The 13,061-nt window shown below is 38.6% G+C and carries 16 protein-coding genes; 5 read left to right on the top strand and 11 right to left on the bottom strand.

Annotation, left to right across the window (positions count from 1 at the left end; translation table 11 throughout):
* The first annotated feature begins 14 nt into the window (after positions 1 to 14).
* Complete coding sequence (gene ltaE / locus FHG08_RS17635; protein ID WP_178957349.1) at positions 15 to 1,019, top strand: low-specificity L-threonine aldolase; 1,005 nt, start codon at positions 15 to 17, stop codon at positions 1,017 to 1,019.
* On the opposite strand, the gene FHG08_RS17640 is transcribed toward ltaE, so the two are convergent.
* The 4 genes from FHG08_RS17640 to FHG08_RS17655 all read right to left on the bottom strand — a co-directional run bounded on the left by FHG08_RS17640 (position 1,002) and on the right by FHG08_RS17655 (position 4,240).
* Positions 1,002 to 1,586 (bottom strand): thymidine kinase, encoded by a 585-nt coding sequence (locus FHG08_RS17640; RefSeq protein WP_178957351.1) that lies wholly within the window; start codon positions 1,584 to 1,586, stop codon positions 1,002 to 1,004. The two genes, ltaE and FHG08_RS17640, sit on opposite strands and share 18 nt — an antisense overlap.
* A 278-nt stretch (positions 1,587 to 1,864) precedes the next feature.
* Positions 1,865 to 2,332, bottom strand: coding sequence for a methylated-DNA--[protein]-cysteine S-methyltransferase (locus FHG08_RS17645; protein ID WP_138626956.1), 468 nt, complete (start codon positions 2,330 to 2,332; stop codon positions 1,865 to 1,867).
* Positions 2,329 to 3,681 carry a DNA-3-methyladenine glycosylase 2 family protein gene (locus tag FHG08_RS17650; RefSeq protein WP_178957353.1) on the bottom strand — a complete coding sequence of 451 codons (1,353 nt, stop codon included), beginning with the start codon at positions 3,679 to 3,681 and terminating at the stop codon, positions 2,329 to 2,331. Before FHG08_RS17650 ends, FHG08_RS17645 begins: the two co-directional genes overlap by 4 nt.
* Positions 3,682 to 3,751: 70 nt before the next feature.
* The gene (locus tag FHG08_RS17655) at positions 3,752 to 4,240 is read right to left on the bottom strand and encodes a GNAT family N-acetyltransferase (RefSeq protein WP_178957355.1); all 489 of its coding nucleotides are present in this window, start codon (positions 4,238 to 4,240) and stop codon (positions 3,752 to 3,754) included.
* A 260-nt stretch (positions 4,241 to 4,500) separates the two neighbouring features.
* Here FHG08_RS17655 and FHG08_RS17660 point away from each other — a divergent pair, with 260 nt between their 5' ends.
* The 4 genes from FHG08_RS17660 (at position 4,501) to bfr (FHG08_RS17675) (ending at position 8,936) form a co-directional block, all read left to right on the top strand.
* Positions 4,501 to 5,355, top strand: coding sequence for a cation diffusion facilitator family transporter (locus FHG08_RS17660; RefSeq protein ID WP_178957357.1), 855 nt, complete (start codon positions 4,501 to 4,503; stop codon positions 5,353 to 5,355).
* A 272-nt stretch (positions 5,356 to 5,627) separates the two neighbouring features.
* A complete protein-coding gene (locus FHG08_RS17665; RefSeq protein ID WP_178957359.1) occupies positions 5,628 to 7,766 on the top strand; it encodes a TonB-dependent receptor in 2,139 nt (712 codons plus the stop codon).
* Between the two features lie 220 nt (positions 7,767 to 7,986).
* The gene (gene bfr / locus FHG08_RS17670; protein ID WP_013463107.1) at positions 7,987 to 8,460 is read left to right on the top strand and encodes a bacterioferritin; all 474 of its coding nucleotides are present in this window, start codon (positions 7,987 to 7,989) and stop codon (positions 8,458 to 8,460) included.
* Between the two features lie 11 nt (positions 8,461 to 8,471).
* On the top strand, positions 8,472 to 8,936 hold the full coding sequence (gene bfr, locus FHG08_RS17675) for a bacterioferritin (protein ID WP_008112262.1): 465 nt from the start codon (positions 8,472 to 8,474) through the stop codon (positions 8,934 to 8,936).
* Positions 8,937 to 9,044: 108 nt separating this feature from the next.
* Here bfr (FHG08_RS17675) and FHG08_RS17680 read toward each other — a convergent pair whose 3' ends face one another.
* From FHG08_RS17680 to FHG08_RS17700, 7 genes are all read right to left on the bottom strand, one after another.
* Positions 9,045 to 9,239 (bottom strand): (2Fe-2S)-binding protein, encoded by a 195-nt coding sequence (locus FHG08_RS17680; protein WP_010389142.1) that lies wholly within the window; start codon positions 9,237 to 9,239, stop codon positions 9,045 to 9,047.
* Positions 9,240 to 9,795: 556 nt separating this feature from the next.
* A complete protein-coding gene (locus FHG08_RS17685; protein ID WP_178957361.1) occupies positions 9,796 to 10,380 on the bottom strand; it encodes an NAD(P)H-dependent oxidoreductase in 585 nt (194 codons plus the stop codon).
* Positions 10,381 to 10,453: 73 nt separating this feature from the next.
* Positions 10,454 to 11,191 (bottom strand): type 1 glutamine amidotransferase domain-containing protein, encoded by a 738-nt coding sequence (locus tag FHG08_RS17690; protein WP_218648507.1) that lies wholly within the window; start codon positions 11,189 to 11,191, stop codon positions 10,454 to 10,456.
* A gap of 56 nt (positions 11,192 to 11,247) precedes the next feature.
* Positions 11,248 to 11,505, bottom strand: coding sequence for a VOC family protein (locus FHG08_RS19270; protein WP_372239242.1), 258 nt, complete (start codon positions 11,503 to 11,505; stop codon positions 11,248 to 11,250).
* A gap of 26 nt (positions 11,506 to 11,531) precedes the next feature.
* Positions 11,532 to 11,645: a VOC family protein gene (locus FHG08_RS19275; protein WP_372239240.1), complete on the bottom strand. Its 114-nt coding sequence runs from the start codon at positions 11,643 to 11,645 to the stop codon at positions 11,532 to 11,534.
* A 30-nt stretch (positions 11,646 to 11,675) separates the two neighbouring features.
* The gene (locus FHG08_RS17695; protein WP_178957363.1) at positions 11,676 to 11,966 is read right to left on the bottom strand and encodes a putative quinol monooxygenase; all 291 of its coding nucleotides are present in this window, start codon (positions 11,964 to 11,966) and stop codon (positions 11,676 to 11,678) included.
* A 61-nt stretch (positions 11,967 to 12,027) separates the two neighbouring features.
* On the bottom strand, positions 12,028 to 13,020 hold the full coding sequence (locus FHG08_RS17700) for a zinc-binding dehydrogenase (protein ID WP_178957365.1): 993 nt from the start codon (positions 13,018 to 13,020) through the stop codon (positions 12,028 to 12,030).
* Between the last annotated feature and the right edge of the window lie 41 nt (positions 13,021 to 13,061).

Here is a 13,061-nt window from a genome sequence, read left to right on the forward strand (position 1 = left end):
CATAAGGACACCTCATGATAGATTTTCGCTCAGATACAGTAACAAAACCGTGCAGCAAAATGCGGGACATTATGTATCATGCCCCCGTTGGCGATGATGTGTATGGTGATGATGAAAGTGTAAACCAATTAGAAGCTTATGCTCGATTACGTTTTAATATGCAAGATGCACTTTTTTGTAGCTCAGGCACACAAACAAATCTGCTTGCATTAATGGCCCATTGTGAACGTGGCGATGAGTATATATGTGGCCAAAGTGCTCATAACTACAAGTTTGAAGGCGGTGGCGCTGCCGTTTTAGGCTCTATTCAGCCACAGCCTATTGAAAATGAAGCCGATGGTAGTTTGTGTTTTACTAAAATTGCTGCAGCAATTAAACCCGATGATAGCCACTTTGCAAAAACCCGCCTGTTAAGCCTTGAAAACACCATAGGTGGTAAAGTACTGGGTATTGATTATTTACTCAAAGCCCGCGAATTTGTTAATCAACATAACTTAGCACTGCATTTAGATGGTGCCCGCGCTTTTAATGCCGCTGCCGAGCTTAACGTTGATATTAAAGAAATAACCCAACATTTTGACTCTGTATCTATTTGTTTATCAAAAGGGTTAGGTGCACCTGTTGGTTCATTATTGCTTGGTTCAACAGCATTGATAGCCAAAGCAAGACGCTGGCGAAAAGTGCTTGGCGGTGGTATGCGCCAAGTGGGTATATTAGCTGCTGCAGGGCAATATGCCTTAGAAAATAACACGCAACGTTTAGTCGATGACCACGCTAACGCGCGTTATTTAGCAAAACAGTTAAGTGAAATTTCAGGCTTTAACGTAAATATGAGTAATACCACAAATATGGTTTACGCTACGTTTGATAACAGCATAAACATCACAAAACTAGCAGCCGATTTAAAAGCACAAGACATTGTGTTTAGCCCAAGTAAGCAACTTAGGCTAGTAACCCATTTAGGTATTACTAAAGCGGATATTGATACCTTTATAAAAGCCTTAACGGCCCATATTTAACGCGGCTTTATAATGTTTGCGGCACACCGACTCATAACGGTCGTTGCCGCCAATTTCTACTTGGTTGCCATCGGCAATAGCCTCGCCATTTTCATCGGTACGTAATACGTGATTTGCTTTACGCCCACAATGACATACCGTTTTAAGTTCTATTAACTTATCAGCCCAAGCAAGTAAATATTGCGAGCCGCTAAATAACTCACCTCTAAAGTCGTTTCTTAAGCCGTAACACAATACGGGAATACCTAATTCATCGACTACATCGGTTAGCTGCATAACTTGATCTTTAGATAAAAACTGACATTCATCCACGAGCACACAATGGCGTTTTTTATCACTATTGAGCGATTTAATTAGCTCGTATACATCTTTATTAGCATCATAAATATGTGCATCTGCTTGAAGGCCTATACGTGAGGATACTTTGCCCACTCCTGCTCTATCGTCAATGGCAGCGGTGAGGATCACCGGCTCCATACCACGCTCTTTATAATTAAATGCTGATTGTAATAAAGTGGTTGATTTACCTGCATTCATTGCAGAGTAGTAAAAGTATAATTGCGCCATGGCCGTGCCTTCAAATAAAAAGTGCGCTTATGCTACCCTAAAGTGCAGAGAATACAAATTTGGAAACGCTATTTTATTTAACCTGAACTCTGGTTAAGAGATTTACTAACATTTTGAATCAAAAATGATATTTGTGCTTATTTTTCTCTAGCTAGCGATTTTTAGTGAAAACAAGGCGAAATTACGCGTCAATAGCTCGCCTAATGCAAGTAAATTCAACGCAGTTAGCGCTGAAAATAGCTGCTTGAGATGGATTTATTAGCCGGAGTTCAGGTTATTTATTTTGCTTCATGCTCTAGTAACCATTGCTTGCGCTCTAGGCCACCTGCATAACCAGTTAGCTTTTTATTTGCACCAATGATGCGGTGACACGGCACAATAATACTGATTGGATTTTTACCATTTGCAGCCCCCACCGCCCTCACTGCTTTAGGATTATTTAATTGTATGGCAATATCTTTATAGGTTGCCACTTTAGCAAACGGTACGCTTTGTAATGCCTGCCATACGCTTTGCTGAAATGGTGTGCCGCCAGTATCAAGCTCTAAATCAAACTCAGTACGCGTATGAGCAAAGTACTCGTTAAGCTGTGCCACACAAGATAAAACATGTGAATTAGTCACCTTATTTAAAGGGGTACTAATATAACTGGTCGGTGGATAAAACCCCACATAACTAATACCGTTTTCAGTTGCCTGAATAATAATATCGTCAATCGGGCTGGGTAAACTGGTTTGCACTATCATAATTGCTGCCAAAGTTGAAAAGTTAAGTAAGATCGAAATGGTGCACAGTTCGCAGATTCAAACGAGCTTGCTGCCGCTTGGGCTTTTTTAACCCCTAAATCACCATCAAGTAAAATATCGGGTTGGCTTTGACCGCGCAGTTTTGCGTAATTAACCGTCCAAGGGCCAATTCCTTTTAAAGTAAGCCATTGGTCTAAATCATCCTCCTCGGGATGAGTAGCACAAAAATCAGCAAGATTATGCAGTGCATTTTTACGTGCCTGCGGCATTTTAAAAAAAGTAAAGTCACTGCCTGCCACTACTTTAGGTGCTGGAAAGTACACATTTCCTTCTTGCTGATCTGCAAGCTGATGCACCAATTGAGTCACTAAATTGTGCGCCGCAGTCACACTCACCTGCTGACCTAACACAGCGCGAATACCCGCTTCAAAGGTTGACCAAATACCTGGTAACCTTAAGCCTTTAGTAAGTGGAAATGCATTATTAATATGCTCGTTTAAATGCGCCTCAATTAAATAAGTATCTGCATCTAAATCAAGTACACGGCGAATGTTGTTAATAACTGGCTGTAAATATTGCGTATTATCTATATCGATTTGCACCCGAAAATGATGTTTATCTGCAATAAATTCAGCATTAAAGCGGCCTCTACACGATTTATAAGTAAAAGTACGCCCATAACTGGTTGGCGATAACCACTCTATTGGCTCTATTAGTCGTTTTGCTAAAAACCCATGCAATGCCTGCCAGTTATACGGCGGACGAAAAGGCAAAATTAAGGTCAGCCCAAGATCAGTTGGGTGCTTGGCGGTTCTGAGCACTGAGGGCGCAATATTAAGTTGTTTTAAAAAAGCATCATTGAATCGTCTTACACTTTTAAAGCCGGAGGCAAACGCTATCTCGGTAAGCGGTAAGCTGGTTTCTTGAATCAATTTTTTTGCAAAATGGCATTGGTTAAATAACCGATATTGAGTAACTGAAAGACCAAAATATTGAGAAAAAAGCCGCCTTAAATAGCGGCTGCTTATTCCTAAACGCGCGGCAAGTACTTCACAATCACACTCGTTATATTGATCAATTAACTGTTTAGCACGCAATGCCGTGGTTTTTGATCCCAGCCAAGCAGCACTACCTGGTGCACTATCGGGCCTACAACGTATACAAGGCCTAAACCCTGCTTGCGCAGCAGAGTGCGCAAACTGATAGTAAGTTACATTTTTTTCATGCGCAGTGGGCGCAGGGCAAATTGGCCGACAATAAATACCTGTGGTTTTTACCGCTACATAAAAAAGCCCATCAAAACGCGCATCGCGGCTCTGACGCGCTTTTTGCCAATGCTGATTAACCATAAATTGCTCTTATAAATTATGTAGCGCTTAGCTTAACAAAAACTAGATATAATACTGGCCATATTCGGTACTAATCTTTGTTTGCAAAATCAATCAATGCCTGACCCGTTAAACGATATATAATCCATTCATTCTGAGGCTCAGCGCCCATGCTATTATAAAAATCAATCGCGGGTTTATTCCAATCAAGCACTACCCACTCAAAGCGGCCACAGTCTTTGCTTATTGCTCTGTTTGCCAGCTCTTTCATGATTGCTTTACCGGCACCATTTCCACGGCTATCTGGGCTAACATATAAATCTTCTAAATAGAGACCATTTTTACCTAACCAAGTAGAGTAGTTGTAAAAATACACTGCAAAACCAATCGGCTCACCATCTTGTAAACAAATTAAACTGTGCGCTGTTGCGCCGTCGCAAAAAAGTGTATCTAAAATGGCTTGCTCATTGGTTTTAACTGCATCTGGCTCTTTTTCGTAAATGGCAAGCTCATTAATAAAATGCAGAATTGTTTTAGCATCACTTGGCTGTGCATCGCGAATTTCTATTGCTGTGTTCATTGTTATTGATCCTTTAAAAACTGCTTTTATGCCTATTAAATTTAAAATAAAAAGTGCCTAAATAATTATGATAACTTAAGCCATTAATACATTTATTTGTACCCTAGCATATCGTTTTTATATTCAATACGTAACTATCACGGGCTTATTTAAATTTAGCCATTAGGGTATCTAAAAAACAAATTAAAACAGCGCTTTTATAAATGGTTAAAAGTTGTCATTATGATAAAAAAGTAAAGCAATAAGGGAGTTTAACTAAAATGGGTCATGGTCACACACACAGTCACGTTGATGATAACCAAAGTGATAAACAGCTCACTCTTGCCGTATTTATAAATGTTTTACTGACTGTAGTGCAAGTTGTTGGCGGCGTATTTTCTGGCAGTCTTTCATTAATTGCCGATGCTCTACATAACCTAAGTGATGCGGCTTCTATTTTTATCGCCCTCGTTGCTCGAAAAATTGGCAATAAGCAGGCTGATACAACCCATCATTTTGGCTACAAACGTGCAGAGATACTAGCAACCCTTTTTAATAGCACTACGTTAATAGTCATCGGTGGTTATTTAATTTTTGAAGCGATAAATAGTTATTTAAACCCCCAACCAATTAACGGTTGGATTATTGTGTGGGTTGCTGCATTTGCGCTACTCATTGATTTAGTCACTGCGTTGTTAACTTATAAAGCTGGCGCTAAAAACAATATGAATATAAAGGCAGCGTTTATTCATAACGTATCGGATGCAATGGCATCAATAGTCGTTATTATTGCGGGTACTTTAATTATTTTATATCAATGGTATGTAGTTGATTTAATAGCGACCATTTTAATATCACTATATGTTATTTATCATGGTGTATTATTACTTAAAGCGAGCTGCAGTATTTTAATGCAAGCAGCCCCCATTGGTTTTGACCAGCAACTTATCAGCAAAAAATTACTGCAACAGTTTGCCATTACGCAAATAAAATCTATAAAAGCATGGCAACTGGACGATACTACTACTCACTGTGAAATTGTGATGCAAACAGATACCCCTATTGAGCTTAACGCCATCAAAAACTATTTACATGATGAATTTGCAATTGAGCACTGCGTAATTGAGTGCTATTAACCTCGGTGTGATTCTACAAGGTGCCTTGTAATTAAAGCTGAACGCATCTTTATTTTAATGCCTTGTGCAACATAACGCAGAAGGCCTGCTAACAATAATCCACTATCGGTACGAGTAAAACATCTATTTTTAACACAACGTTATATTCAAATCCCTACCAGCACCTAAAACACAAATAGAAATGATTATCATTAACCTTGCGTTTACTTTAAATTACTCTTAATATTGCGCCCATCATTAATACACTTAAACCATTCAAACGAAGGACCCGCATGTTTAAAACATCTCTGAGCTTAATAGCATTAATAGTCAGTGGCGCCAGTATTGCAGACGAATCAACGATCCAAAGAAATTTAAATCAAACAGAAATGGAGCACGTTATTGTTTCGGGGAGTCGTGTTTTTGAAAGTATTGATGAGGTCCCTGCTTCCATAACTATTATTAGTCAAAAACAAATAGAAGCACATTTAAAAGTTAATCCAGAATTACAAAGCCTTTTAGCACAAATGGTTCCTGGCCTTGCTCCAGATACTGGAAGCTCAAGTAATTCAGGACAAACTCTACGCGGACGCGCCCCACTGATCATGATTGATGGCGTGCCACAATCAACACCACTGCGTAACGGATCATTAGGCGTAAAAACCTTAGATCCAAGCGCAATAGGTCGAATAGAAGTCATTAAAGGAGCAACGTCGATTTATGGTAACGGCGCATCAGGCGGAATTATTAACTATATTACCAAGCAAGCACAAAGCGATGGCCAAACCCAAGGTGAAATAAGCTTATCGAGTCGTTTTAGTGCGGTAAAACTCGAAGAAAGCGCCGGCGCAAGGGTATCTGCTGCATTGAATGGTCGTGCCGATAAATTTAGCTACTTAGTAACTGCAAGCTATGAAGAAAACGGTGTACAACGCGATTCGCAAGGCGATATTCTCGGTTTACAATATGGTTTATCTGATGCCGTTACACAAAATTACTTCACTAAGCTTGGCTATGACTTTGATGATGAAAAGCAACTCCAATTTAGTTATAACTACTTTAGTTCACAACAAAAAACCGATTTAGGCGATGTTGTTGGTGATATGAGCCTAGGAGAAAAAACCTACGCCATTCATGTGCCGTCAGAATTGCAAAAACAAGGTAAACCCCAAGGGCCAGAAGGCAACGAAAATATAACCTTAAAATACACCGACTACGCACTGCTTGAAAACACACAAATGACGTTAGACCTCTATACGCAAGATATAGAAAATGTGTTTTTCTTCTCTCCAAGCCTTGCCAATCCTGATGAGAATTATCAAGGTGGTCAATCCGTTATAAGTTCAGAAAAAAAAGGCGCCAGAGCAACTTTTAATACCCAGGTTGACTTTGACTCAGTTGAAGCGTCATTTATTTACGGAATTGATGCATTAAATGATGTGACTGCACAACCGCTAGTTGATGGCCGGGTTTGGGTGCCAGAAATGGACATGAAAAGTGTCGCGGGCTTTTTACAAACTAAGTGGGTTATTGCTAATGACTTAATAATAAAGGCCGGTGTACGCAAAGAAAATATCGACCTTAGCGTAGACGATTATCGCACGCTTAAATTATGTAAAACAGCCACGCAATGCTCTGTGCCAATTAGCGTAAAAGGCGACACAGTTGATTACAATGCTACAACCTATAACGTGGGCATCAAATACAATCTAGATGAAAGATTCAGCCCCTTTTTAAACTACTCACAGGGATCTGATATATCTGATATTGGCCGCCTACTTCGCTCTGCTACAGTAAATGATATAGGCCTTATTCAAACACAAGCTTCAATTATCGATAATTATGAAATTGGTTTTAACTCTCAATTTGATGCAGTTCGTTTAGAAGTCGCAGCATATCGAAGCACCTCTGAGCTTGGCACTACAAACAAATTTAATGAAGTAACGGGTGTTTATGAACCGGTTAGAGCACCTCAAAAAATTTGGGGTTATGAAGCCTTAGTAGACTACACCATAAACCCATCTCTTAAATTACTGGCAACGTATAGTTATGTAGAAGGTAAAAATACTGAAGCAGATATATATTTAGGCTCTAAGCAAATCAGTCCACCAAAAGCCACAGCCAACCTTAACTGGCAACCTACGGACACCCTGTCACTAACATTAAGTTACTTGTATGTGGGTGATAGAAAACGCTTTGCTCCTAATGATAATGGTAAATATGTTGGCGATCAGGGGCCTGTCGATAACTACACGGTTTTTAATTTAAGCGGTCAGTATCAGTTTGCAGACAACTGGCAAGGTTTTATCGGGATAGAAAACCTATTTAATCAAGACTACTTCCCTGCCCGTGCGCAATCTTACACCTATGGTGGATACAACATTAAAGGTTTAGGTACAACGGCCACAGTGGGTGTTACTTATCAATTTTGATCACTTACGCGTTCATACTTTTACGGTATGAACGCGCTTATACCCTCAACTAACTTGCTGATCTAAAATACAAATAACAACTTGTCCATTTATTAACCAGCAATGCAAACTTAAACGAGAATCAAACTCAATATTAACCATATGATTTATAAGTAAATTACTTGCAATTCTGTGCCTATATACTAGACTAGCCACAATTAGAATTTTTAGGATAAGCGCTATGAAAGGTAATCAAAAAGTAATCGACGCCTTCAATACATTGTTAGCTAACGAATTAGCTGCTATTGACCAGTATTTTATTCATTCTCGTATGTACGACGATTGGGGCTTAAACAAACTTTATGAGCGTCTTAACCATGAAATGGAAGAAGAAAAAGATCACGCTGATTGGCTAATCAAGCGTATTCTTTTTTTAGAAGGCGTACCAAACATGACTAAACGTCGTGATCTGTTAATTGGTGACGATGTAAAAAGCATGATGCAAAACGACTTAACCTTAGAACTTGAAGTGGTTGAGTGTGTTAAAGAGGTTATTGCTATCTGTGAACAACAGCAAGATTATCAATCTCGTGAAATTTTAGAAAAGCTATTATTTGATACCGAAGAAGATCACGTTTACTGGTTAGAGCAACAACTGGGTCTGATTGACAAAATTGGCACTCAAAACTATCACCAAGCTCAAATGGGCGAATAAGGACTTATATTATGAAAGGCGATAAAGACGTTATTGCAGCACTAAATAAAGTACTTGCTAATGAGCTTGTGGGTATTAACCAATACTTTTTACATGCACGCATGTTTAAAGATTTTGGTTTTAGTAAACTAGACAAAGCTGATTACAAAGTATCGATACAAAAAATGAAAAACGCCGATCGTTTAATTGAGCGTATTTTATTTTTAGAAGGCCTGCCTAACCTTCAAGATTTAGGACGCTTACGCATTGGTGAAAACAGCGAAGAAATGATTGCCGCTAACATGAGCTTTGAACTTGATACAGTAGATGAGCTACGTGCTGCGATTAAACTAGCTGAAAGTAAAAAAGATTACATTAGCCGTGAAGCGCTCGATAACATTTTAAATGAGCAAGAAGAGCAAATTGATTGGCTAGAAACACAGCAACTGCTGATCAAAAACACTGGGCTTGAAAACTACTTACAATCGCAATTGTAGGTTAAAGTTATAAATACAAAAAAAGCAGCTAAGGCTGCTTTTTTTATGTTTAATTTTTTAAATGTTATACCAATTCGTTTAGATAGGGCCTACTTTTATAAATTACTATTAAGCCACTTGATCGGTTATATCTGCAATTTGAATCAGTTTACGATTGAGGATCTTTTTAGTACAGCAACAACACTTACCGCATTGGCTGCCCACTTTAAGCTCTTTAGTTAGCTCGCGCATGGTAGTAGCACCATCGTCGATGGTTTGCTCAATTTTTTTATCGGTCACACCGTGACAAAGACAAACATACATGAATACAAACAACTCTCAATTTTATTTAGTGGGTTTATATTAATCTAAACGAAAATAGTTATCAATTGGTTTTTTATAAAATTTGAATTTTTTGCATTTTTTTGGCCAACGCCACTTAAGTTGAGAATTCGCGGCAGGTTGAGAATTGTTTGAATTTCATTCGAAGTATGGCACTTAAATTGAGATTTATTAACTAAAGTCTCGCCTTAAATTTAAGTAGGTTTAGTTAAATAGTTGAATGATTTAAATTAATTTCATTAAGGCTGAAGAAACCTTAATGTATAAATACAAAATTAGTGCATGGACTCTGTACGGTTTGTGAAATAAGCAGACATTCACATAAAAATCGCTTATGTCCCACATATTTTAACTTAAAGACTTTTTTACGCTTTCTGTAGTAAGTTATTAACTAGTCGTTGATAACTTGCAACGGAGCTGTAGCTTCATATATTAGCTGACTATCTAGGTAAAACACCATGTAAGTAAGAACAAGGTGTTTTTATGAGGCATAAAGTCCGTAGAGTAGAGCTACTTAAAAATACTTAACAATGCTAAATCAGATCTTAAGTGCTGCACCCAAATGTAGTTTATATCGCTCCATATCGACTTTTACTTGGGGATTTTTCATAACATCGCTGCAAATAAAAGTTTCTAGTGGCTTCATTCCTAAAAACTGATTTGCTTTATGCACGGGTAAATACACACCATCTACCCCAGTCCCCTCAAAAAACTGCTCACTATCGATGAACGCATCTATTGGGGCATTCCACGTGACAGAAAGCATGTACTTTTTACCGTGAAGTAAACCTCCAGATCCATACTGCTTTGAAATATCACCTCTAGACCTACCGTCGCTTTCATACAACTTCCCGTGCCCTTTGGTAAACACCTCATCCATGTACTTTTTCACAGTCCAAGGAGGCCCCATCCACCATGCGGGCATCTGAAAGATTACCAAGTCAGCCCACAGCCATTTAGAAATTTCTTCATCGACATCATATCCCTTATCAATAGTCGTGTTACGAACATTACAGTTACTTTGTTCAAAGAAGTTTTCAGCAAAGGCTGTGAGCGAATTGTTAAGCTCACCTTGAGAGTGAGCGAAACATTTACCGCCATTTAAAATTAAGATATTTTTCACTATGTACTACTACCCATTCTTTCTTGAAATTCACTTAAAAACCTTTAATTGATAAGTGTCTGAAATTAAATATCTATTTGATGCCTTTTAATTCAGTCAGAATCTCTTTGCCCACTTTACGAGCTGATTGCGGGTTTTGACCAGTAATAACTCGCCTATCATTCACAACGTTTACCGTCCATGCAGCACCATAAATGTGCTTTGCACCTTTAGACATTAATGTATCCTGTAGTGAGAAAGGAACAACTTCTGTTAGCCCTACATTTGACTCTTCCTCGTTAGTAAATGCAGCTAATTTTTTTCCTTTAACGAGGTATTGTCCGTTACTAAGCTTGACGTCTGTAAGAGCCGCTGGGCCATGACAAATCGCGCTTACAATACCGCCTCGCTCATATATTGAAACAGTTAATTTATTGATAAGTTCATTGTTCGAGAAGTCCCACATAGTTCCGTGACCGCCTGCATAAACTACTGCTTGATAATCTTTACTGTTTACATCTTCAATCGCTTTTGTATTTATAATTGAAGCCATGAGCTTTTTATCATTTATAAACCTAGCATTATCTTCATCTGAAAAATCTAGACTTTTAGGGTCTATTGGGGCCATTCCACCTTCAATGCTAGCAACATCAACTTCAAAGCCTGCATCAGCAAGGACGTAATAAGGATGTGTTAACTCACCTAACCAAAAACCTGTTTTCATATCTAACGAACCCATTTTATTGTGGCTAGTCAGTACGAAAAGGATTTTATCCGCAGCAAAACTTGGAGCCGCGAAAACTAGTGTCATGAATAATAATAGAAATTTCATACTATCTTTCTCATATAAATTAAACCAACCGATTCGTTGGTTACTTGTTAAATACGCTACCAACTTTCATTGTTAGGCGTTGAAGCCCAAGTCTCAGTTTTTGGTAGCAGCTCACCTGCTTGTAACAACTCGACGAAAATATTATCCGCAGAGCGTATAAAAGCCATTTGACCGTCTCGAGGAGATCGATTTACTTCAATGCCTAGTTCCTGTAAATGAGTGTATGTCTCGTATATATTTTCAACTCTGTAAGCTATATGACCGAAGTTTTCCTGTATTTTGATACTCAGCTCCCATTTATAAGTAAGTTCAATTTGAGCGCTTTCATCACCTTGTGCGGCTAAAAGATAAGAGAAAACTTTGCTTCAAAGTAGTCTTTCCTTTTTAGAACTTTCAACCCTAGACCCTCATAGTAAAATCTTAGTGATGCTTTAATATCTGATATACAAAGCATTGTGCGAAGATATTTTATTTATCACAAGCCTTAAAACACACGAGCTGTTTTAATATCGACTGATAGCACTCTACCTTCTAAAGACTTTTGTAATTGAAGATAATGCGGCAGTGTCTTATGTTGCTCTAAAGTATCTATGTCACGCCACATTTCAATTAATGTGATTCTTTGTGACCCATTAACATCAGGGAAAACATCATAACGCTCGCATCCACTTTCAAAAATACTGTCACTCGCACATTCATAAATTGCATTTAATACGGTGCTGTAATGTTGTGTTTCACATAGAATATCCACAACAATCATTACTTCATTATCCATTTTTAACCTTTATCTTGGTTTATAAGGCTGCTTACACAGCCTTTAATTAAATAACAGAAATTTAACGCTCGATTACGATTTTACCTGTGGCTAACCCTGACTCTAGACGAGTGTGAGCATCTTTAACTCCTTGTAAAGTTAAAGGGAAAACACTATCGATAAGAGGTTTAACTTGACCATTATCCACAAGCCCAGCAAGTCGGCGTAAAATGTCACCGTGAGTCTCTCTATCGATGTTATGAATAATTGAAATCGCCATAAATACTAGGTCTAACCTTAGAGCCTTAAAGTGCATTTCAGTTAAGTTATAATCAGCATAACCAATTGTAGAGATAACATGCCCCTTCAGTTTTGCAGCGATTAATGAGTTTTGTAAAACGGGCCCGCCCACTGTATCAAATACCGTATCGAAGCCTTGATCATTGGTTAGTCGTTCAACATATTCCTTTGGCTCTTCTGTAGGGAATAGTACCGTTTCATCTGCGCCTAGTTGTTTTGCAATTTCTGCGCGAGCTTCATCTGCAACAGTCGTTGTAACATGTGCACCTAGTGCTTTTGCAAGCTGAAGACCAATGTGGCCTACGCCACCCGTACCACCATGAACCAACACTCTATCGCTTGGCTGGATTTCAGCTCGACCAATAATTGCTTCCCATGCTGTAATTGCTACTAAAGGCAAGCTAGCCGACTCACCAAAGCTAAGCGTTTTAGGTTTATGTGCTAATAATACAGCGTCAGCTTCAACCTTATCTGCAAGAGTACCCGGAATGCCAACGATACCGCCGACACAACCGTATACTTCATCACCAATTTTAAAGTTAGTCACACCTTCACCTACTTCACTGATTACGCCCGATACATCCATGTGAAGGATTGCTGGATAAGTCATACCAGCAGTGCCTTCACTGCCTTGACGGATTTTAGTATCAACAGGGTTAACACTTGTCGCTTTTACATCGATTACGACGTGACCGCGTTTTGGTTTTGGCGCATCAACTTCGATTTCATGTAAAACATTAACGTCACCATGACCATTAATAGCTATTGCTTTCATAATAATTTCCTCTTTGTTATTGACGAAAGTGATGTTATCAA

This window comes from Pseudoalteromonas sp. Scap03, from assembly GCF_013393115.1.
Lineage (GTDB): Bacteria > Pseudomonadota > Gammaproteobacteria > Enterobacterales > Alteromonadaceae > Pseudoalteromonas.

Bases quoted from the DNA above. Each gene is read 5' to 3' on its own strand.
- ltaE (WP_178957349.1), top strand. From the start codon at position 15: ATGATAGATTTTCGCTCAGATACAGTAACAAAACCGTGCAGCAAAATG.
- FHG08_RS17640 (WP_178957351.1), bottom strand. From the start codon at position 1,586: ATGGCGCAATTATACTTTTACTACTCTGCAATGAATGCAGGTAAATCA.
- FHG08_RS17645 (WP_138626956.1), bottom strand. From the start codon at position 2,332: ATGATAGTGCAAACCAGTTTACCCAGCCCGATTGACGATATTATTATT.
- FHG08_RS17650 (WP_178957353.1), bottom strand. From the start codon at position 3,681: ATGGTTAATCAGCATTGGCAAAAAGCGCGTCAGAGCCGCGATGCGCGT.
- FHG08_RS17655 (WP_178957355.1), bottom strand. From the start codon at position 4,240: ATGAACACAGCAATAGAAATTCGCGATGCACAGCCAAGTGATGCTAAA.
- FHG08_RS17660 (WP_178957357.1), top strand. From the start codon at position 4,501: ATGGGTCATGGTCACACACACAGTCACGTTGATGATAACCAAAGTGAT.
- FHG08_RS17665 (WP_178957359.1), top strand. From the start codon at position 5,628: ATGTTTAAAACATCTCTGAGCTTAATAGCATTAATAGTCAGTGGCGCC.
- bfr (WP_013463107.1), top strand. From the start codon at position 7,987: ATGAAAGGTAATCAAAAAGTAATCGACGCCTTCAATACATTGTTAGCT.
- bfr (WP_008112262.1), top strand. From the start codon at position 8,472: ATGAAAGGCGATAAAGACGTTATTGCAGCACTAAATAAAGTACTTGCT.
- FHG08_RS17680 (WP_010389142.1), bottom strand. From the start codon at position 9,239: ATGTATGTTTGTCTTTGTCACGGTGTGACCGATAAAAAAATTGAGCAA.
- FHG08_RS17690 (WP_218648507.1), bottom strand. From the start codon at position 11,191: ATGAAATTTCTATTATTATTCATGACACTAGTTTTCGCGGCTCCAAGT.
- FHG08_RS19275 (WP_372239240.1), bottom strand. From the start codon at position 11,645: ATGCTTTGTATATCAGATATTAAAGCATCACTAAGATTTTACTATGAG.
- FHG08_RS17695 (WP_178957363.1), bottom strand. From the start codon at position 11,966: ATGGATAATGAAGTAATGATTGTTGTGGATATTCTATGTGAAACACAA.
- FHG08_RS17700 (WP_178957365.1), bottom strand. From the start codon at position 13,020: ATGAAAGCAATAGCTATTAATGGTCATGGTGACGTTAATGTTTTACAT.